This is a genomic window from Ochrobactrum sp. PL_is483, assembly GCF_055816855.1.
In genome coordinates this window covers 786748-806322 of the sequence record NZ_JBVPGS010000040.1, presented here as the reverse complement: position 1 = coordinate 806322, position 19575 = coordinate 786748, and the positions used below count along the sequence as shown (strand labels likewise).

Here is a 19575-nt window from a genome sequence, read left to right as displayed (position 1 = left end):
CTCATGCCGCCAGCACCGATTAACATCACCAATAACAAAGTATTCCTGAACATTGTCTGGCTCACTTTTCCAATAAGTACGCTAGAGCTTAGCGACTGTGGCAGTGAGCGCTATTCCAAGTATTTGCTAGTTCTATAGGAGGGCATACCAAAAGCGGTTCCCGTTTTTGGGAGCCATGCATCAGTCTTTTTTAAACAGAATACGCCCGAACCAGCCGGTGAAGACGGCAAGGAAAACTGCAAACAGGCCGTAGAGAAAACTGTTCTGATGGGCGGCGTTATATATGCTCTGTTCGAAACCGGCCTTCACGATTTCCAGGCTGGCATTGGCTTCCCGCAGGAAAACGCCGTTGCGAAACAGAAGCGCGCGCGCCTTGTGGCGGCCAACAGGCACGTTGGCTGGCAGTTTCAACGTAGCGCGAAACAATGTGCGCGAAATGAATTCCACGCCTCCGATACGCTGCGTATAGAGACCTTGCCGGATTTTCATCTCGCGCAGTTCATTGCCAAATCGGGGAATATTGCCAGACAGGCTGCCGGGGTCTTCGGGAACGAGATAGAAGTTGCGCACGCCAACCGAAAGCTGCCGGTAGATTTTCTCTTCGGTTATGTCCTGAAGGTTGCGGGTGGAGGCCAGCGAATAGGAAAGCGGCACCCCCAGGAAAGTTTCCGAATCCGCATTCAGCCACACGCCGAGATAGCGATCCTTCTTGCGCACGACGAGGTCGCGCGAGGGGCCTTGCAACACTACGATGATATCATAACGGCCCTGCCGCTGGATCGTTGGATCAGCATTGTCGAGCGCGCCGAATATGGTGAGGTCGGTGCCGCCGAAATTCGATGTGATGGCGATGGTTTCGGTCGATAACCCGATTTCGATGCTTTCATCGGCTGGGTTCTGCAATTGCGGGACGGGATTGCCATTGCCGCTGGAATCGACCTGCGCAAATGCGCTTCCTGTCAGCAGAAGCATGAACAAAGCACAGAAGAGCCTACCCATCTCACATATCCGCAATCGAGATGGAGAACAGATTGTCCGGCCGCACGAACAGGCCGAAGGCAAGGCGCAGGCCGACGGCCAGCACGAGAAGTGCTAGCAGAAGGCGCAACTGTTCGCCGCGCAGTTTTTGTCCTGCGCGCGCGCCATATTGCGCGCCGATAACGCCGCCAGCCATCAACAGGAAGGCAAGCACAATGTCGATGGATTGGTTGGTCGTTGCCTGCAGGACTGTCGTGACGGCGGTGACGAAGGTGATCTGAAAAAGAGAGGTGCCGACAACCACATTGGTCGGAACGTGCAGCAGATAGATGAGGGCTGGCACCATGATGAAGCCGCCGCCGACACCCATCACCGAGGACAGAAGGCCAATGAAAAAGCCGATGCCGAGCACCGGAATGATGCTGACGTAGATGGTGGAGGCGCGGAACCGCATCTTGAACGGCAGACGATGTATCCAGGTGTGCTGGCCGGACCGCCGCACGGCGCCAGCCTGTCCCTTTTTCACGCGGCGGAGCGCCCGCACGCTTTCCACCAGCATCAGCCCGCCGACAGTACCGAGAAAGAAGACGTAGAGGATCGACACGATCAGGTCCAACTGGCCGAGATCGCGCAGCCACGCGAACACGAAGATACCGGCGAGGGAACCCAATATGCCGCCCGCCACAAGAAACAGGCCAAGCTTGATATCGAGCGTTCGACGTTTGAAATGTGCCAGCGCGCCGGAAACCGACGAGGCGATCACCTGATTGGCGCCTGTGGCGACCGCGATGGCAGGCGGAATGTTATAAAAGATCAAAAGCGGGGTGATGAGAAACCCGCCGCCGACGCCGAACAATCCGGATAGAAAACCCACGGCGGCGCCCATGCCGAGAAGAACCAGCATGTTGACCGATAATTCCGCAATGGGAAGATAAATACCCAATTCCCAACCCGGCTTTCACGAACGCATGACATACAGCTGCTTGCGGTCGCGTTTCTCCGCAAGATATCTCACCTTACCAAAACATCTCCGGCAACATTATGAAACTGTTCTGCGCACGGAAATGCATGAAAACAAGTAGTTAGGCTTTAGTCTGCTCGCGAGTTCCAGCCTGGCCACCTCTGATAATGTCTTGCGCTGTCGTTGTCGGGAAGTCAAACGCCGATTGCCGATAAGGTTACCTTGCGGGAGTATATTGAAGGAAAAATCCGAACTGTTGTTTGCGAACAACAAAAAGGGCGCCAATGACCATAGAAAACAGCTTTCATCGATATAATCCTACCTATTATATAGGATATACTTGAGCGGTTTCGGTGCTGATGCGCTTTGAATCAGTCGGCTGCGTTCTGACGATTACTGATAACGATATTGATATCTTCTTTGGGCGTGATGACCGAATAGCCGGAGGACGGATAAAACTGGGCGCGGATTGAAATGTTGTCCGACATTTTACTATCGGTCAGGCTGCCGTTCTTTATGATGTAAAGATAGGGATTGGTCAGGTTGACACTGAAATTCCCGGCAAAGCGGCTGCTGGATTTGAAGCCGAAGCAGTTCATGCTCTCGGCATAATAGCTGCCATTCATCACATTCCAGTCTTCCATCGGGCTAAAGCGCGTCAGACAGGTTTTCTTGCCGTCTGGCGTGGTGAAATTCGCATTGAACGATACGGCGATGAAGATATTCTTCAGTTCGAAACTGCCGGAAAGAACCTTGAAAATGGATTTGTAGGGATGGATGTCCTCGGCGGGGATAAGCTGCTTGTCGCCGGAGGAAATTTCAAAGTCGATCGCGTCCCCCTGGAAACTTTTGATATCCTTGTCGAGCGCGAGAGGGATTTTCGCGATGATACCGTTTTCCATGTCGTTGTTTACATGCAAGAGCATAGTCTATCCCCTCGTTGATAGGGTGTAGATAATAAGCCTCGGCGAGTCGGATCAACCTGTCACTTCTCTCAGACGATTGCAGCCGAAAACGAAAAAGGGCAGCTTATGCCGCCCTTGTTTAATCCATATGATTTCAATGGGTTACTTGTTCTTTTCAAGCAGAAGCTGGACCAGCTTCTGGTCCACGTCTCCGGTGGGCGCCTGTCCGTTCGCCTTCTGGAACGCAGCAATCGCGGTGCGGGTCTTGCCCCCCATTACGCCGTCGGCTGTGCCGACGTCGTAGCCGTTTTTCTGAAGAATGAGCTGGATGTTGCGGACGGCCTTTTTCATGTCCACCGAGCCTGTGGTGACCGGCTTTGTTTCGGTCCATGCATCCGGCACGTCGATGGAATTGGTTGCCTGATCGAGCGGCTTGGCCTTCCAGAGCTTCACCAGATCCTTGGCGCGTTCAAGCTGCTCCGGCTTCAACGCCTTGGCAATCTGGTCGCGCTTGTCGGCTGCATCCTTGTCGCCAGCATTGGCGGCAAGTGAGAACCACTTGTAGCTTTCCTCCAGATTGACCGGCATGCCCAACCCCTTGGCAGCGAGGATGCCGAGATTGAACTGGCTATCCTTTACGCCGAGTTCAGCCGCATCGGTGAACCAACGCACGGCTGAAGCATTGTCGGGATTGCCGTTGGCGCCGGTTGCGAAAAGGACGGCGAGATTGTGCATCGCGCTAGCATTGCCCTGCTGGGCGGAGAGCTGATACCAGGTCTTGGCCTTTTCGAGATCGCGGGGCATGCCAAGGCCCTTCTCGTTGAAATTGCCGAGACGATATTGTGCGGGAGCAAAGCCCTGGCCTGCGGAAATTTCATACCAATTTGCAGCCTTGGCAAAGTCGGCGGCAACGCCGCGGCCTTCCATGTAGCGATTGCCAATTTCAAAGAGGGCGCGGGCGTCGCCCTTGGCCGCAGCTTCGCGAAGCGCTGCCGGACCGGCTTCCTCTGGAACGGGCGGGATCGTGGGCTGGGATTGGGCAGCGGGTTCTGCCGGAGCCGTTTCCACAGGCTTCACCGGATTGGCCGCTGTCGCGGCAGGCTGTTCGATCCGCGTGGGGATTTCCACCGCTGCCTGCTGTTCGTCGACTGGTGCCGGGGCCACCGCCGTAGGGGCGGGTTCAGCGGATTGCCGCGGCGCCGGGGCTGCATCCGCAGCAATCTTGGTCGCGATTTCGTCGGCTGGCGGGGGCGTCTTATCGACGGCACTTGTGTCGATTTGCGGCGAAGCCGTATCGATTGCCGTTTCCATCGGTTCGTCGCGGTTAAGGAAGGCGGAACCGATTTGCAGGCCAGCCATCGCGATCATCACCGCGCCGATAGCCATGAGGATAGGCTTGCGCTGGCGCTGGATCATCTCGCCGACGGAAGATTTCTTGTTGCTCGTGCGCTTGGTCGCGCCCTTTTGAAGCTGTTCGGATTCGGCAGCGGCAAGCTGGGCGGCACGCCGGGCTGCGGTTATGAAGTCCACTTTGCCGTTGGCAGCAAGTGCTGCATCGGCAGCATCTTCGCGCTGGCGGCGTTCTTCGCGCACCCGCTTCATGATTGAATTGAGGTCGGGCATTCCTTCGCCTCGGGGACGAAGCGAGGAGGCCCTTTCCAATTCGGGTTCTTCACGTGTGACCGGCTCGATTGCCGCAAGGTCGCTTTCGAAGGCAGGCGCGTCGAGCGTCGCATCAAGCGCCATGGATTCCAGCGTTTCGCCGCCCTTTCCGGCGGATTTGTCGGCGCGACGGCCACGTATGGCCTTGGCAAAGCCGCCGAACAGCGATGATTTTGCGCTCACATTATCGGCGCGCGTGTTGGCAGGGCCAGCTTCGTCCTGAACAGTTGCGAAGGCGGCCTCCGCCGCTGCCGCCGCCGGTGAGCGCGGTGTGGACGGGCGCGGCGAGCCGGAATTCGGGCCCTTGAAGACCAGCTTTTCCGCATCCGGCGCATCCGATCTGCCCGCTACATCCTGTTCAAGCCTGGCCAGGCGGTCGACAATCTTGACCAGCGTGTCATGGACGGTCTCGAAAGTCTTGCCGTTTCGCTCGTCGGAATTGCGCGCCAGGGCCTCCAGCGATTTCATGTCTTCGGCCAGTTGGCGGGCAATCGCGCCGTCATTGTGCGATCCGTGTTGCAGCACGCGCGCAACCGCGCTTTCGGCGGCTTCGCGTGCAGCATCCAGGACGGTTTCACGATTGGAGGCGATGGAGCGCTCGATGGAATCGAGACGCGGCTTCAGTTCCGCGATTTCGGCAACGGGCTGCGCCAGATGATGGGCGATATTGGCAATCTGATCCTCAAGGCTGCGGATCGCCTTCATGTCCAGTCCGGGACCGTCATAGGACGGTGCCTGAAGGAGACCCAGCGAAATCTGCTGCGAAAGATCGTCGATACGGCCTTCCAGCGTATGGAGCGCGCTGGTGTCAACATGCTGCGTGGCATATTGCGTGTCGAGACGTTCCGTCAGCTCCGCAAAGCGGCGGTCGATCTTTTCCAGAACGGAAGGATGCGGCTCTTCGGCCCGGCGTTCAGCCGCTTCGAGCTTTTCGCCGATCGCTTCAAGGCGGGCTTCAACGGCGTGATAATCGGACTGGCTGAGATTCTCCATAACCTTGCCAACCTGGCTGGCAAGCAGGTTGATCTGGTGCGCAAGCTGGTCGATGACACCATCCGGCAGCGCGGAGCCGCTGGCAAGGCCGTCAATGCGCGAGGAAAGCTCGCCGAGCTTGCGATAAAGTGTATCCGAGTTCTGCTGTGTCGCGGAAGCGGCAAGCTGTTCGGCAAGGTCCGCCAGACGGCTTTCGATGCGCTCCAGCCGGCGTCCGCCGTCCTGATCCGGGCGCTGGGCGCGGCCTGTGGCAATGATGGCGCGGCTGATTTCATCCAGCCGCTCGTCAATCTGTTGCAGGCGGCCCTGTTCGAGCGACGATGCATGTTGCGGATTGAGCGATTCCTCAATGGAGCTTGCCAGCTGGCCGATGCGGTCTTCGATTGCGCTCAGGCGGTTCGACTGCGGCAGCGTGCCGATAGCGTCGCGCACCTGCTCAAGACGCGAGCCTATGGCATCCAGCGCCGGATCGACGGCATTATGACGCTGCTCGAAGGCTTCGAAACGGGCGTCGAAGCGGTCCCAGCGATTGTTGAGGCGGTGCAAGGTCTCCTCGCGGGCAAGGCTCTGGACTGTGCGGTTCAGCTCTTCGAGCTGGCGGCGAAGCGCCTGCGCGTTGGCCTCGCTGCTGCGCTCTGCGAGAAGGCGCACACTGTCGTTGAGGCGCTCGAAATCGTCGCTGACCCGCTGTGAAAAACCTTCTTCGCTTGCGGCGCGCTGGAGACGGGTCATTTCGCGGCTGGCCCGGCTGACCTCTGCGCTGGAGGCATAATTCTGCTGGTGTTCGTCCTGGCTTCCCCGCATGCGGCGCAGGTTTTCGGCGATTTCCGCAAGCCCCGTGACCGTCTCGTCGGCTTGGCGTGCGGGCTGGCGTTCCGAGCGCAAGATATTGCGCATGTCCGGCGCGTCGTCCTGCTCCAGATCCATCAGGCGCTTTTCAAGGCTCGCCAGTGTGCGGTTGAGTTCTTCCATGGCAGGCGAGGGTGCGCGGCGCTCGCGGCGGGCATTCAATTCGTCGATGATGGATCGTGAACCTGACGCCAGATCTGGGTTTGCCATGAGAAATTCACTTTTTCCAATGATAGAGACCGCCGGAGCAGATTTCGCCAACGCAACTGGCAAGAATTTGCTCTGCCTAGTTTTGTACAAACGTGGTAAACAACTCGTTAATATATGTAGCCAACTGAGTGCTTTAGTGGTGCCGGAGAGGCATCTCGCTGCAAAGCGGTCGAAATCGGCGTGTCGAATACGGACTGACAAGATAGCGCATTTACCAGGCATGAAAGACGAGTGGATTGCGGGGGCGAGTATAAGCCGCGGCAGTGGCAGCGTGGCGCTGGCAGCAATGTCAATTTGAGCTGCCGTCAATAATGGTTCCATCGCGCGTTCGTGCGGTGGCCGGGCGTTTCCGGGGGCGGAAACAGGGTAGAAGATGAGTAAACAAAAAAACGCGCCGGGACAGACGGTAGATATCGCCATCGCGGATCTGCTGACCGGGACAAGCGGGAATGCGCGAAGGGAAAATCAGTCGGGGCAATTATACCGGATCGGTGATCTTGCCGAAGAATTCGACCTGACATTGCGGGCCTTGCGCTTTTATGAAGACAAGGGACTGCTCAATCCGCGCCGCGCGGGCATAACGCGGCTGTATGATTACAAGGACCATACAAGATTGCGTCTGATCTTGTTCGGGCGCCGCATCGGCTTCACGCTGAGCGAAATGGGTCAATTGATCAGCGTGTGGGAAAAGGGCACCGCCGACCAGGCTGAGGCCGAGAGCCTGCGCAAGCGTTTCAAGGATAAACTCAGCAAACTTGAGAAGAAAAAGGACGAAATCGACCGCTCCGTCGAAGAGCTGCGCGCTGTTCTGGCGCGCATGGCCGAGTGAGCGGCGAAACTACCGATCTTTCCCTGTCCTGACGGCCTGATTGTTTCAGTCTGTCGCACTAAGTGTGCCGTTTCGCAGGAACTTAGGCGTCTCGATGCGGTTATTTCAGCCTTGCGAGTGATAGCGCATCCCGAAGCAGCCCAAAGCGGCTTTCGGATAGGATGTGCGTCGAAACGAACCGACAGAGCGCTGAGCTGATCCAGATCAGGTCAAAAATCGCTCTGATGCGAAAGTGAGGCTGAAAATGAAAAAGGCTCTTGTTCTGACCGCAGCGGTGTTTTTTGCCAGTTCCGGCATTGCGCTGGCGCAAGATCGCGTACTGGTCGAAGTGCCGCAAGCAGCACGTGACTATGTCATCGCAAATCCATCGGAGCCGGTCGTCATCGAGGGCGAAATCCGCGATGGTTACGTTCTGCCTGACGCAATCGCCGTTCACCCGATCCCCGACAATCCGGATTTCGGCTACATCTATGTCAATGGCGAACCGGTAATCGTGTCCATGCAGAACCGTCAGGTCGTCTATTATACCGAGGGGCCGAATGCCGGGCCGCTGGTTCCCAATGAAGTGGTGACCTACATCGAAGCCAACCCGGTCGATCCGGTGGTCATCGAAGGCGAGATCGCTGAGGGCACAGTAATTCCTGAAGGCGTGCCTCTGGTGGCTGTGCCGGACCAGCCCGCCTATTCCTATGTTTATGTGGAAGATCGCCCGGCCCTGATCGATACGCAGACGCGCCGCGTCGTTTGGGTCAAATAAGCCCTGGACGTCTGGATGAAAGGCGGCAATTCCGCCGCCTTTCACGAGATTTGAACAGGGTTGCCGCGTCCTGATCGCTTTGCGGGTCGGGACGCGCCTTTACGAAACTGCGAATTTGACCGCAACGCCGCGCTGGCGGAAATAAGCCTGCATCAGCTTCCTGCCGGAGCGGTTGTTCTGCACGAGTTTGGCCGGGTCGAATACGGCTTCTTTCGAACCCGCGCGCTCCAGAGCGGCTTTGAGCGCTGCGATATGCAAGTCCAGATCGAGATTATCGGCCCGAAGCGATTCATAGATCTGGTCTGTCGCTTCCGCTACGGTAAGTTCGCTCACCACTATACTCCTGTCGTTTTCTGGAGCGGTTCCTGTTCCAACGGAATCGTTGGAACCGCTCTATCTGTTTGTTTGGCTTCGAGATGCCCTCGGCGCTTTAAGCGTCAAGCCGAGCGAGCCAGACCTACGCCAACATTCTTTAACGCGCCTCATGTGAGGATGCGCTCTAACACACTTTCGTTCGGACCACTATCAGCCCCGAATGCGCCTTTGCATACATTTTGTCCGCCCTGCACGAACTTGTGTAATTTTTGACGTTTACGGAAACGTCAAAGTAGGCTAGCTTCAGCTCCGAATTGGTCGGACCCGCGCGAAATCCGTGCTACGGTTGGCCAAAAAGTAACAAAAAGGGCTGTTTTTCGCAGAAATTCATCCGTTTTTGTTGCAGCATGCCTGCTGTCACAACAATTCGCTATAATGTGGCATGCAGGCATGAAACGCGGTTATGGGCTCGTTCCAATCATCGCGGAACGGCTCAGGTGGTGAATTTGGAGGATTTCTATGCCGAGCTATCGCGCGCCAGTTGAGGATACGAATTTCGTTCTCAACGACGTTCTGAATTATCAGCGCTACAACAACCTGCCGGGCTTTGCCGACGCGTCGCCCGATGTCGTCGAGGCAATCCTGTCGGAAGGCGCGAAGCTTGCGGAAGGCACGCTGTTTCCGGTCAATCACAGCGGCGATCAGGAAGGCTGCAAGCGTTCATCGGATGGCTCGGTCACCACGCCGAAGGGTTTTAAGGAAGCCTATAATCTCTATCGTGAAGGCGGCTGGCTCGGTCTTGCCGTGCCGGAGCAATATGGCGGGCAGGGGCTGCCTTATCTGCTGCACACCGCGGTCGGCGAATATATGTCTTCGGCCAATATGGCGCTCACCATGTATCCGGGCCTGACGCAGGGCGCGATTGCCGCGATCCTGACCCACGGCACCGACGAGCAGAAGGACACCTATCTGCCGAAGATGGTGGAAGGCACCTGGACCGGCACGATGAACCTGACCGAGCCGCATTGTGGCACCGATCTGGGGCTTCTGCGCACCAGTGCCACGCCGCAGGCGGACGGCAGCTACAAGATTTCCGGCCAGAAGATTTTCATCTCGGCTGGCGAACACGACATGTCGGAAAACATCATCCATCTGGTGCTGGCCCGTATCGATGGCGCGCCGGAAGGGGTGAAGGGCATTTCGCTGTTCATCGTGCCGAAGTTCATTCTGGATGAAAACGGCAATCCGGGCGCGCGCAATGGCGTTTCCTGCGGTTCCATCGAAGAAAAGATGGGCATTCATGGCAACGCGACCTGCGTCATGAATTACGACGAGGCGACCGGCTTCCTGATCGGCGAGGCCAACAAGGGCCTGCGCGCCATGTTCACCATGATGAACGAAGCGCGTCTCGGTGTGGCCTTGCAGGGCCTTTCCATTGCCGAAACCGCCTATCAGAACGCCGTGATCTATGCGCGCGAACGCATCCAGGGCCGTGCGCTGTCCGGTGCGAAGGAGCCGGAAAAGAAGGCCGATCCGATCATCGTCCACCCGGATATCCGCCGCAACCTCATGAATATCCGCGCTTTCAACGAAGCCGGTCGTGCGCTGATCCTCTGGATCGCGCTTCATTCCGATATTGCCCACCGCGCAGGCGACGAGGCCGAGCGTCAGGCCGCAGACGATCTGGTCGGCCTGCTGACGCCGGTTCTGAAGGGTGTTCTGACCGACAAGGGTTTTGAGCACGCCGTCATGGCGCAGCAGGTCTTTGGTGGCCACGGCTATATCGAAGAACACGGCATGAGCCAGTATGTGCGCGATGCACGCATTGCCATGATCTATGAGGGTGCGAACGGCATTCAGGCGCTTGATCTGGTTGGCCGCAAGCTGGCACTGAACGGCGGCCGCGCCATCACCGCCTTCTTCAAGGAAGTGGGCGAATTCTGCGAAGCCAATCGCGAAAACGAAAAGCTCTCCTTCTTCACCAAATATCTGAAGAAGGGCGTCAACGACCTTCAGGCCGCAACCATGTGGCTGATGCAGAATGCGATGGCCAAGCCCGACAATGCCGGTGCTGCCTCCAATGATTACATGCATCTCTTCGGTCTGGTGGCGCTGGGCTATATGTGGGCGCGCATGGCCAAGGTCGCGGAAGAAAAGCTGGCCGCAGGCGAAGGCAACAAGGCGTTTTTCGAAGCAAAGCTCGTCACCGCGCGCTATTATTTCGAGCGGATCATGCCGGAAAGCGTGGCGCATCTGGCCCGCATCCAGTCGGGTGCGGATAGCATGATGGCGCTTAACGCGGACACATTCTGAGGCTTTTTGATTTGAGCCGGTGCCGGGGGCACCGGCGGGCCAATTTTGGCTGGAAGGAGCAAACATGGCTGAGGCTTATATTTACGATCACGTGCGCACGCCGCGCGGGCGCGGTAAGAAAGACGGGTCCCTGCACGAAGTGCCTGCCGTTCGTCTGGGCGCGAAGGTTCTGGAATCCCTGCGTGACCGCAACGGCATCGACACCGCCAAGGTCGACGACATTATTTTCGGCTGCGTCGATCCGGTTGGCGAAGCTGGCGCGGTCATTCCGCGTTCTGCCGCTTTCGAAGCCGGTTACGACTTCAAGGCGCCGGGCATGCAGATTTCGCGCTTCTGCGCTTCGGGTCTCGATGCGATCAATCTGGCTGCGGCCAAGGTCGCTTTCGGTTCCGACGATCTGGTGATTGCTGGCGGCGTGGAAAGCATGTCGCGCGTCGGCATGGGCATGTCGGGCGGCGCCTGGTACATGGACCCGTCGGTCGGTTTTCCGGGCTATTTCATGCCGCAGGGCGTTTCCGCCGACCTGATCGCCACGAAATACGGCTTCAGCCGCGATGACGTCGATGGCTATGCTGTCGAAAGCCAGAAGCGCGCCGCCAAGTCGTGGGAAAAGGGCTACTTCAAGAATTCGGTCATTCCGATCAAGGATCAGAACGGCCTGACCATTCTCGACCGTGACGAACATATGCGCCCGTCAACCGACATGCAGGCGCTGGGCCAGCTCAATCCGTCCTTTGTGATGCCGGGCGAAATGGGCGGCTTCAATGCCGTCGGCATTCAGGCCCATCCGGAAATCGAGACGGTCAATCACGTCCACCATGCCGGTAACTCGTCGGGCATCGTCGATGGCGCGGCTGGCGTTCTCGTCGGCTCGAAGAAGGCGGGCAAGGCTTTCGACATCAAGCCGCGCGCGCGCATTCGTGCTTTCGCGAATATCGGTTCGGAACCGGCACTGATGCTGACCGGCCCGGTCGATGTGACGGAAAAGCTGCTGAAGCAGGCCAAGATGAAGATTTCGGACATCGACCTGTTCGAGCTCAACGAAGCCTTCGCCGCTGTTGTGCTGCGCTACATGCAGGCTTTCGAGATTCCGCACGACAAGATCAATGTCAATGGCGGTGCCATCGCCATGGGCCATCCGCTCGGTGCGACCGGCGCGATGATCCTCGGTACGGTGCTGGATGAGCTGGAACGCCGCGATCTCAATACCGCTCTGGTGACCTTGTGCATCGGTGCCGGCATGGGTACGGCGACGATCATCGAGCGCGTGTAAAGGGGAGGTTTAGACAATGGCTTATGTAAATTTCAAAGTTGAAACCGACACCGACGGCATTGCTCTCGTTACCTGGGACATGCCTGAAAAGTCGATGAACGTCTTCACCGTCGAGGCGATGCAGGAGCTGAACGCCATCATCGATGCGACGACTGCTGACGAGAAGGTCAAGGGTGTTGTTATAACATCCGGCAAGGAAAGCTTCTCCGGCGGTGCGGACCTGACCATGCTGGAAGGCATGTTCAAGGAATTCCAGAAGCAGAAGGCCAAGGACCCACAGGGCGCCGTTCAGACGCTTTTCGACAATGTTGGCAAGATGAGCGGCCTGTTCCGCAAGCTGGAAACCTGCGGCAAGCCGTGGGTGTCGGCCATCAACGGCACCTGCATGGGCGGCGCGTTCGAAATGTCGCTCGCCTGCCATGCCCGCGTCGCGTCCGATGCGCCGGGCGTGAAGATGGCATTGCCGGAAGTGAAGGTTGGCCTGTTTCCGGGGGCTGGCGGCACGCAGCGCGTTCCGCGCCTTGCCAACCAGCAGGATGCGCTCCAGATGATGACGACGGGCTCCAGCCTGACGGCGCAGCGCGCCAAGGCCATGGGTCTCGTCACCGAGATCGCCCCGGCCAAAAAGCTGGTCGAAACCGCCAAGAAACTCATCAAGGGTGGCCTCAAGCCGGTGCAGCCGTGGGATGAAAAGGGTTTCAAGCTACCGGGTGGCGCGATCTATTCAGCCGCTGGTGCAAACCTTTGGCCTGCCGCAACGGCAATCCTGCGCCGCGAAACCTCCGGCAATTATCCGGCCGCACTCGCTATCCTGAAATCGGTTTATGAAGGCCTTCTGGTGCCGTTCGATACCGGCCTCAAGATCGAGCAGCGCTATTTCACCGAAATTCTCCAGACGACCGAAGCGGGCATGATGATCCGCTCGCTCTTCGTGTCGCTGCAGGAGCTGAACAAGGGCGCACGCCGTCCGGCGGAAGAAAAGCCGACCAAGCTCAAGAAGATCGGCGTTATCGGCGCGGGCTTCATGGGCGCCGGCATCGCCTATGTCACCGCCAAGGCGGGCATCCCGGTCGTGCTGATCGACCGCGATCAGGAATCTGCCGACAAGGGCAAGGCGCATACGGCAGACCTTATCGCCAAGGAAATGCAGAAGGGCCGTGCCACCGAGGCCGACAAGGAAAAGCTTCTGTCGCTCATCACCGCGACGCCGGATTATGCGCTTCTCGAAGGCGCTGACCTGGTGATCGAAGCCGTGTTCGAGGACCGCGAAGTCAAGCGCGTTGCGACCGAGAAGGCCGAGGAAGTTCTGAAGTCTTCGGCGATCTTCGCGTCCAACACCTCGACCCTGCCGATCACCGGCCTTGCAAAAGTGTCGAAGCGTCCGAAGAACTTCATCGGTATTCATTTCTTCTCGCCTGTCGACAAGATGATGCTGGTGGAAGTAATCCTCGGCAAGAAGACCTCCGACAAGGCGCTGGCTGTCGCGCTCGACTATGTCCGCGCGATCAAGAAGACGCCGATCGTCGTCAACGACACGCGCGGCTTCTACGTCAATCGCTGCGTGCTGCGCTATATGTCGGAAGCCTACAACATGCTCGTTGAAGGCGTTCCGGCTGCGATGATCGAAAACGCCGCCCGCATGGCCGGCATGCCGGTTGGTCCGCTGGCGCTCAACGACGAAACGGCCATCGACCTGTCGCAGAAAATCCTGAAAGCAACGCTTGCCGATCTCGGCGAAAAGGCTGTCGATCCGCGCCATGTGGAACTGGTGGACAGGCTCGTCAACGAGTTTGACCGCAAGGGCCGCAAGAACGGCAAGGGCTTCTATGACTATCCGGCAAAGCCTGCCAAGAAGCATCTGTGGCCCGGTCTCAAGGACCTCTATCCGCAGCAGAACCCGGACAAGGTCGATGTGAAGGAGCTTAAAGAGCGCTTCCTCGTCACCATCGCTCTGGAAGCTGCCCGCGTGATGGAAGAAGGCATCGTCACCGATCCGCGGGAAGCCGATGTCGGCTCCATCCTCGCCTTCGGTTTCGCGCCTTATACGGGTGGCACGCTTTCCTATATCGATGGCATGGGCGCGAAGAAATTCGTCAAGCTCGCCAAGGAATTGCAGAAGAAATACGGTCAGCAGTTCAAGGCGCCGAAACTTCTGCTCGATATGGCCGAGAACGGCGAAAGCTTCTACCAGCGCTTCAACCCGTACAAGACGGAAACGAAGAAGGCAGCGTAAGCTCATCCTTTCGCAAGAACATCGAGCGCGGCATGTTTCATGCCGCGCTTTTGTTTGCGCTTCCCGCCACTGCCGAACTGTATCCGTCGCGAATAAGAAAATTTTCCCTGTTAATTCAGCCATCTTGCGCAATTCGCGCTTTTTCGGTAGGTTGAAGCTGAAGATGGGACGGAAATTAGGTTTAAAATCCTTTAAGCATATCGCCTGACGGGGCTGTTCAGGGAGATATGTCGGAACCTACGTGGCGGATCATGACTATGTTTTCTCACGAGAGCGTGTGGGCGGCCATCGATGCTTTGGCCGAACGTCATTCCCTCAGCGCGTCCGGCTTGGCGCGTCGTGCGGGGCTGGACCCAACGACCTTTAACAAATCCAAGCGCTATGCTTCCGATGGGCGGGCGCGCTGGCCTTCGACGGAATCACTTGCCAAGGTGATGGAAGCAACCGGCTCGACCTTCGATGAGTTCACGCGGCTCATCGGCGGAGGAACCCGCACGCCGCAATTTGGCGAATATACGCAGGACATGCAATCGATCCCGCTGCTTGGCATGGCCGAAGCAGGAGCGGGCGGCTACTTCGACGATGCCGGTTTCCCGGCGGGGCAAGGCTGGGATATTGTGGAATTTCCCGCCAGCACGGGCGAAGGAGTATATGCGCTGGAGGTTTCGGGCGACTCGATGTTGCCCCTTTACCGTGATGGCGATACGCTGATCGTCGCGCCCAATGCGGCGGTCCGCCGTGGCGACCGCGTGGTGGTGCGAACGAAAGACGGAGAAGTGATGGCCAAGATCCTGCACCGCCAGACCCCGCGAACCATAGAGCTGCATTCGCTCAACCCTGAACATTCAAACCGCACCTTCGAAACCAGGGATATCGAATGGGTCGCCCGCATTCTGTGGGCCAGCCAGTAATGGTGCAATCAAGGGATAGAAGCCATGCGCGCGCCGTCTTTGGCGGTCTGGCTGGCGTAACCGGCGCGGTTCTGGTCGCGGCATTCGTGGCGCCGTTCTATGGCGCTCTGGACCGTCCCGTGGTCGTCATCGATTCCGGTGATGCACAGACGAAGACCGGTACAGGAAACGGCATTGTTGTCGAACAGTTCGACTATAACGAGCCGGGAACATCGCCTGAAACGGGCAATATGCCGGAGGGAATGCCGTCGCAACCGGGCGAGGGAGCACCCGCTGAAGGGCAGTCGCCTGCATCGCCGGAAAACGGCACAGCTAACGATCAATCCAATGAAAGTGACATGCAACGCGAGGCACCGCGTCCGCCGCTGAGCGATCTTGGCCTTGCATCCACGCCCAAGCCGCCGGAGCCGCCTGCACCGGCCACGCCTGTCGATGCGGGCGAACAGATGCAGCTTTTGCAGCGGCCTGTCGCCGTGGCCGCCGGACGGCTGGAAAGCCAGGGCCGCACAATCGAGCTGCAAGGCATTGAAATCGTGCCCGTTGAACAGACCTGCCAGACCGCTTCCGGCGAAAGCTGGCCATGCGGCATGCAGGCGCGCACCGCCTTTCGGCAATGGCTGCGTTCCCGCGCCGTCATGTGCCGTCTGCCTGAAAATGACAGCGGTGCGGCGGTCGCGACCGAATGCACGCTTGGCAATGAAGATGCAGCCGCATGGCTGGTCGCCAATGGCTGGGCGAAGGCTGTACCCGGCAGCGCCTATGAGGAAGCGGGCCGCAAGGCCGTGGAAGCGCATCTCGGTATTTTCGGCGACAAGCCCGATACGTCGCTGCCCAATCCGGAACCCGGCAGCAGCGATATGATGGATAATCCTTCGCCGCTGGCCCCTGAACCGGAACCGCAGCCATCTTCGCCGTCCCCGCAGCCGCTGGACGGTTTTCCGCCCGTACCACCCGCACAATAGAACGAGACGAACTTAGAGCATTTTCGAGCCAAAAGTGTGAAACGGTTTTGCGTTCGCAAATGCGAAGCACCGTGTCGAAAGGTCGGGCTTGAGCTTTCTGAACCCTCGTGCTTCGACAGGCTCAGGATGATGATACGCTTCGCTCTGCGCGTCAGTGAGGCTGTGCAAAACAATAAGGGCGGCTCGAAGCCGCCCATATTTTTAATTTCATTGCTCAGGGACAGAGCGTGCCTTACGCTAGTTCGCCAGCCAGCGCCTTTTTGATCAGTGCGCGGGTTTCATCGATGCCGTAAAGCGCGACGAATGAGCCGAAACGCGGTCCGCGTTCCTGACCGATCAGCACTTCATAGAGCATCTGGAAGAAGGAAACCGAAACGCCGGGGCCACCTTCCGGGCTCTTCTTGCTGTGATCCTGATAGCGCTCGATGGCGCGGGCAACGTCGAGAATGGCGTTCTGGATTTCGTTGCCATCGGTGCCAGCAGGCAGGGTTGCAAGTTTCGCATCCAGCGCTTCAAGGGCTGCACGCTCCACGTCGTCCGGCGCGCGGAACTGCTTGGTCGGCTTCACGAAATCGTTGAAGTAACGGATCGCATAGCCGACGAGCGCGTCGAGTTCCGGATTGTTTTCCGGCGTGACGCCCGGCACGTGCCGCGATATGAAGCCCCACAGTACAGAGGGATTTTCGGCATTCGATGCACTGACCAGATTGAGCATCAGCGCAAAAGTGACCGGCAGGTTCACCTTCGGCGGATTGCCGTAATGAATGTGCCAGACCGGATTGCTCAGCCGGTCCTTCCATTCCTGACGCTCATAGGCGGACAGATAGCTGAAATATTCGTCCACCGCCTTTGGGATGACATCGAAATAGAGCCGCTTGGCGGTCTTCGGCTTCTGGAAATTGTAAAGCGCAAGGCTTTCGGTCGGCGCATAGGCCAGCCATTCGTCGATGGAAATGCCGTTGCCCTTGGACTTGGAAATCTTCTGGCCAAGCTGGTCGAGGAACAGTTCATAGACGAAATGTTCCGGTGCGCGCCCGCCAAGGATTTCGCAGATGCGGTCATAAACGCCCGCATTGGTCTGATGGTCCTTGCCGAACATTTCGAAATCGACGCCGAGCGCTGCCCAGCGCATGCCGAAATCCGGCTTCCATTGCAGCTTCACATTGCCGCCCGTGACGGACAGGGTGGTCTCGACGCCGTCCTCATCGTCAAAGGTGATCGTGCCAGCCTTGGCATCCACGCTCTTCATCGGCACGTAAAGCACGCGACCGGACTTGGGCGATATCGGCAGGAACGGGCTGTAGGTGGCCTGACGCTCTTCGCCCAGTGTCGGCAGCATCACTTTCATGATGTCGTCATAGCGTTCGACTGCCTTGAGCAGCACGGCATCGAACTTGCCCGACTTGTAATAGTCGGTCGCGCTGGCAAATTCATAATCGAAGCCGAAAGTGTCGAGGAAGCGGCACAGCATGGCGTTGTTATGGTCTGCAAAGCTCTTGTAATCGCCGCCGAACGGGTTCGGGACGGCGGAAAGCGGCATTTGCAGATAAGGCTCAAGGGCGGCCCTGTCCGGCACATTGTCCGGAATCTTGCGCATGCCGTCGAGATCGTCCGAGAAGCAGATCAGCCGCGTCTTGACCTTGTCTTCAGTGAGAATACGGAAGGCATGGCGCACCATCGAAGTGCGCGCCACTTCGCCGAAGGTGCCGATATGCGGCAGGCCGGAGGGGCCATAGCCGGTCTCGAAGATTACCGTATCCGGCAGGCCGGTCTTCTCATAGCGCTTGAGGATTTTCTTCGCTTCTTCAAAGGGCCATGCTTTCGCTTCCGCAGCCGCCGCGGTCAGTTCCGGGGTCAGCGTGATTTCGGGAAGGCGGTGCGAAGTCATGATTTTATCCTGATATCCTGTGAAGGGCTTTATTCTTTGAAAACGATGCGCGAAATGCGCGCTCCTGCTCTATGGCGCGGCAACCCCGTGCCGTCAACGGTCAGCGCCGAATTTCCTTGCGTAACCGCGTGAGGCTTCCTAATTTTCCGGTCAATTCCAATGAAATGATGATTCCGATCATGTTGTACAGGAGTAGCCCGATGAAAAAGATCACGCCGCAGGATGCGCTTGTCTACATCATGATCACCACCTCTGCGGCAGACACGACCATGACCGATGCGGAGCTGTCGTCCATTGGCAATGTCGTTTCCCGCCTGCCGGTCTTTCAGGGGTTCGACAAGGAGCGCCTGCCGAAACTCGCCAGCGATTGCTATGCGCTTCTGGCGGATGAGGACGGACTGGAAAAAATCCTCGATCTCGCGCATGACGCATTGCCGGAACGCCTCTACGATACGGCCTATGCGCTCGCTGTCGAAGTGGCCGCCGCCGATCTTCATGTCGAGCAGGAAGAGCTTGAATTCCTCCAGATGCTGCGTGACCGCTGGACGCTGGATGAACTGACCGTTGCCGCCATTGAGCGCAGCGCCCGCGTGCGGTTTCGCAAGCTCGATCCTGCTGTCTAGAACGGCTTTCCTGAGCCTTGGCATGCAAAACGGGCGGAAAATCCGCCCGTTTCTATTTGTTCGGGAAAATCAGCACACGACCGGGAGCAATCGTGCCTTGCGCCTTTCCAGAGCGACACGCATGATGCGGGCAGCTTCTGCGAATGTCGGCGTTTCCTTCCAGTGTTCGGCATGAATGATGCCGGTCGGAACGATATCTTTCAGCGCTTCCAGCGTGTGGCGCGGCACCATGTCGGTGCAGTTCCACAGGCGGCGGAAAACGACGCTAATCCGTGTCACCTTGCCGTTGACCTCAACGGACGGCTCGGTCGTTTCGAGCGTCCAATCCTCATAGGCATCGACTGCATCCTGAAATGCATGATGCAGATAGATCGGTGCGTGACCGTCATGAAGCGGGGGCAGCAAACTGGACATTTCTGTTTCCTCTCTTCCAATGTGGTTCAGTTTTAGAGTGCATCCCGAAAAGTGTGAGAGGTTTTCGGAACAAGATACGCGGTAAAACAGCAATCAGGGACATTTGTCGCCGGATGGAATGGACCGGCAGCGTACAAATGCATTTCGAACAAGAGCCTGAATTGCTCTTCATCGGTCCATGTGTGCCGTGCAGAAATTGAAACTCACGAAATACGACAACACATAATTAACCATGATCTACGGAGGAACCCCTGTTTGACAAGAGGGGATTTTCTTTAATTTAGCTTTTGTCGGAAAAATAATTCAAACGCATAGGTTGAATTACTGCAATAATAAGCTAGCCAGTCCTTGAAATATTATATTTACTTGATCGTTGCAAATGCCGGAAAGCCAAGTGTTTTTCGGCATTTATTGTCACCGTAACAGATTTTGATCCTGTCATTTCCGGGTGACTGGTATAGAAATGCGAACAACTGACATAAATTGCGGGGCACGAGAT

15 protein-coding genes are annotated in these 19575 nt (G+C 57.7%); 8 read left to right on the top strand and 7 right to left on the bottom strand.

The features are described from left to right. Window positions 1-180 precede the first annotated feature (180 nt). From AC0TNJ_RS22130 to AC0TNJ_RS22115, 4 genes are all read right to left on the bottom strand, one after another. Window positions 181-999 (bottom strand): TIGR02186 family protein, encoded by an 819-nt coding sequence (locus AC0TNJ_RS22130; RefSeq protein ID WP_473768313.1) that lies wholly within the window; start codon window positions 997-999, stop codon window positions 181-183. A gap of 1 nt (window position 1000) precedes the next feature. After that, complete coding sequence (locus tag AC0TNJ_RS22125) at window positions 1001-1882, bottom strand: sulfite exporter TauE/SafE family protein (protein ID WP_473768606.1); 882 nt, start codon at window positions 1880-1882, stop codon at window positions 1001-1003. Window positions 1883-2310: 428 nt separating this feature from the next. Then, the gene (locus tag AC0TNJ_RS22120) at window positions 2311-2865 is read right to left on the bottom strand and encodes a hypothetical protein (RefSeq protein ID WP_473772405.1); all 555 of its coding nucleotides are present in this window, start codon (window positions 2863-2865) and stop codon (window positions 2311-2313) included. Window positions 2866-3006: 141 nt separating this feature from the next. Then, window positions 3007-6558, bottom strand: coding sequence for a peptidoglycan-binding protein (locus AC0TNJ_RS22115; protein ID WP_473772404.1), 3552 nt, complete (start codon window positions 6556-6558; stop codon window positions 3007-3009). A gap of 373 nt (window positions 6559-6931) precedes the next feature. Between AC0TNJ_RS22115 and AC0TNJ_RS22110 the strand changes: the two genes are divergently transcribed. Together AC0TNJ_RS22110 and AC0TNJ_RS22105 are read left to right on the top strand one after the other, a co-directional pair. After that, a complete protein-coding gene (locus AC0TNJ_RS22110; RefSeq protein ID WP_473772403.1) occupies window positions 6932-7387 on the top strand; it encodes a MerR family transcriptional regulator in 456 nt (151 codons plus the stop codon). Between the two features lie 244 nt (window positions 7388-7631). After that, window positions 7632-8144: a DUF1236 domain-containing protein gene (locus AC0TNJ_RS22105; protein ID WP_122002032.1), complete on the top strand. Its 513-nt coding sequence runs from the start codon at window positions 7632-7634 to the stop codon at window positions 8142-8144. 99 nt (window positions 8145-8243) lie between these two features. Here AC0TNJ_RS22105 and AC0TNJ_RS22100 read toward each other — a convergent pair whose 3' ends face one another. Beyond that, window positions 8244-8480: a hypothetical protein gene (locus tag AC0TNJ_RS22100; RefSeq protein WP_473772402.1), complete on the bottom strand. Its 237-nt coding sequence runs from the start codon at window positions 8478-8480 to the stop codon at window positions 8244-8246. Between the two features lie 498 nt (window positions 8481-8978). Here AC0TNJ_RS22100 and AC0TNJ_RS22095 point away from each other — a divergent pair, with 498 nt between their 5' ends. The 5 genes from AC0TNJ_RS22095 (at window position 8979) to AC0TNJ_RS22075 (ending at window position 16151) form a co-directional block, all read left to right on the top strand. Next, the gene (locus tag AC0TNJ_RS22095) at window positions 8979-10772 is read left to right on the top strand and encodes an acyl-CoA dehydrogenase C-terminal domain-containing protein (protein ID WP_473772401.1); all 1794 of its coding nucleotides are present in this window, start codon (window positions 8979-8981) and stop codon (window positions 10770-10772) included. A 64-nt stretch (window positions 10773-10836) separates the two neighbouring features. After that, window positions 10837-12045: an acetyl-CoA C-acetyltransferase gene (locus AC0TNJ_RS22090; protein WP_122002029.1), complete on the top strand. Its 1209-nt coding sequence runs from the start codon at window positions 10837-10839 to the stop codon at window positions 12043-12045. A gap of 16 nt (window positions 12046-12061) precedes the next feature. Then, on the top strand, window positions 12062-14278 hold the full coding sequence (locus AC0TNJ_RS22085) for a 3-hydroxyacyl-CoA dehydrogenase NAD-binding domain-containing protein (protein WP_473772400.1): 2217 nt from the start codon (window positions 12062-12064) through the stop codon (window positions 14276-14278). A 257-nt stretch (window positions 14279-14535) separates the two neighbouring features. Beyond that, window positions 14536-15189 (top strand): S24 family peptidase, encoded by a 654-nt coding sequence (locus AC0TNJ_RS22080; protein ID WP_122002027.1) that lies wholly within the window; start codon window positions 14536-14538, stop codon window positions 15187-15189. After that, entirely contained in the window at window positions 15189-16151 is a 963-nt protein-coding gene (locus tag AC0TNJ_RS22075) for a thermonuclease family protein (RefSeq protein WP_473772435.1), read from the top strand. The genes AC0TNJ_RS22080 and AC0TNJ_RS22075 overlap by 1 nt, the downstream gene beginning before the upstream one ends. Window positions 16152-16383: 232 nt before the next feature. Here AC0TNJ_RS22075 and AC0TNJ_RS22070 read toward each other — a convergent pair whose 3' ends face one another. Beyond that, the gene (locus AC0TNJ_RS22070; RefSeq protein ID WP_473768318.1) at window positions 16384-18039 is read right to left on the bottom strand and encodes a lysine--tRNA ligase; all 1656 of its coding nucleotides are present in this window, start codon (window positions 18037-18039) and stop codon (window positions 16384-16386) included. A 200-nt stretch (window positions 18040-18239) separates the two neighbouring features. On the opposite strand from AC0TNJ_RS22070, the gene AC0TNJ_RS22065 reads away from it, so the two are divergent. Continuing rightward, complete coding sequence (locus AC0TNJ_RS22065) at window positions 18240-18662, top strand: tellurite resistance TerB family protein (RefSeq protein ID WP_006470576.1); 423 nt, start codon at window positions 18240-18242, stop codon at window positions 18660-18662. Window positions 18663-18731: 69 nt separating this feature from the next. Here the strand turns inward: AC0TNJ_RS22065 and AC0TNJ_RS22060 are convergent, their stop codons facing one another. Next, window positions 18732-19076, bottom strand: coding sequence for a BRA0787 family protein (locus AC0TNJ_RS22060; RefSeq protein ID WP_473772399.1), 345 nt, complete (start codon window positions 19074-19076; stop codon window positions 18732-18734). Window positions 19077-19575: the final 499 nt, after the last annotated feature.

What these genes read in the sequence shown, in the direction of transcription:
- AC0TNJ_RS22130 (WP_473768313.1), bottom strand. Translation starts at nt 999, where the DNA reads ATGGGTAGGCTCTTCTGTGCTTTGTTCATGCTTCTGCTGACAGGAAGC.
- AC0TNJ_RS22125 (WP_473768606.1), bottom strand. Translation starts at nt 1,882, where the DNA reads ATGCTGGTTCTTCTCGGCATGGGCGCCGCCGTGGGTTTTCTATCCGGA.
- AC0TNJ_RS22120 (WP_473772405.1), bottom strand. Translation starts at nt 2,865, where the DNA reads ATGCTCTTGCATGTAAACAACGACATGGAAAACGGTATCATCGCGAAA.
- AC0TNJ_RS22115 (WP_473772404.1), bottom strand. Translation starts at nt 6,558, where the DNA reads ATGGCAAACCCAGATCTGGCGTCAGGTTCACGATCCATCATCGACGAA.
- AC0TNJ_RS22110 (WP_473772403.1), top strand. Translation starts at nt 6,932, where the DNA reads ATGAGTAAACAAAAAAACGCGCCGGGACAGACGGTAGATATCGCCATC.
- AC0TNJ_RS22105 (WP_122002032.1), top strand. Translation starts at nt 7,632, where the DNA reads ATGAAAAAGGCTCTTGTTCTGACCGCAGCGGTGTTTTTTGCCAGTTCC.
- AC0TNJ_RS22095 (WP_473772401.1), top strand. Translation starts at nt 8,979, where the DNA reads ATGCCGAGCTATCGCGCGCCAGTTGAGGATACGAATTTCGTTCTCAAC.
- AC0TNJ_RS22090 (WP_122002029.1), top strand. Translation starts at nt 10,837, where the DNA reads ATGGCTGAGGCTTATATTTACGATCACGTGCGCACGCCGCGCGGGCGC.
- AC0TNJ_RS22085 (WP_473772400.1), top strand. Translation starts at nt 12,062, where the DNA reads ATGGCTTATGTAAATTTCAAAGTTGAAACCGACACCGACGGCATTGCT.
- AC0TNJ_RS22080 (WP_122002027.1), top strand. Translation starts at nt 14,536, where the DNA reads ATGTTTTCTCACGAGAGCGTGTGGGCGGCCATCGATGCTTTGGCCGAA.
- AC0TNJ_RS22075 (WP_473772435.1), top strand. Translation starts at nt 15,189, where the DNA reads ATGGTGCAATCAAGGGATAGAAGCCATGCGCGCGCCGTCTTTGGCGGT.
- AC0TNJ_RS22070 (WP_473768318.1), bottom strand. Translation starts at nt 18,039, where the DNA reads ATGACTTCGCACCGCCTTCCCGAAATCACGCTGACCCCGGAACTGACC.
- AC0TNJ_RS22065 (WP_006470576.1), top strand. Translation starts at nt 18,240, where the DNA reads ATGAAAAAGATCACGCCGCAGGATGCGCTTGTCTACATCATGATCACC.
- AC0TNJ_RS22060 (WP_473772399.1), bottom strand. Translation starts at nt 19,076, where the DNA reads ATGTCCAGTTTGCTGCCCCCGCTTCATGACGGTCACGCACCGATCTAT.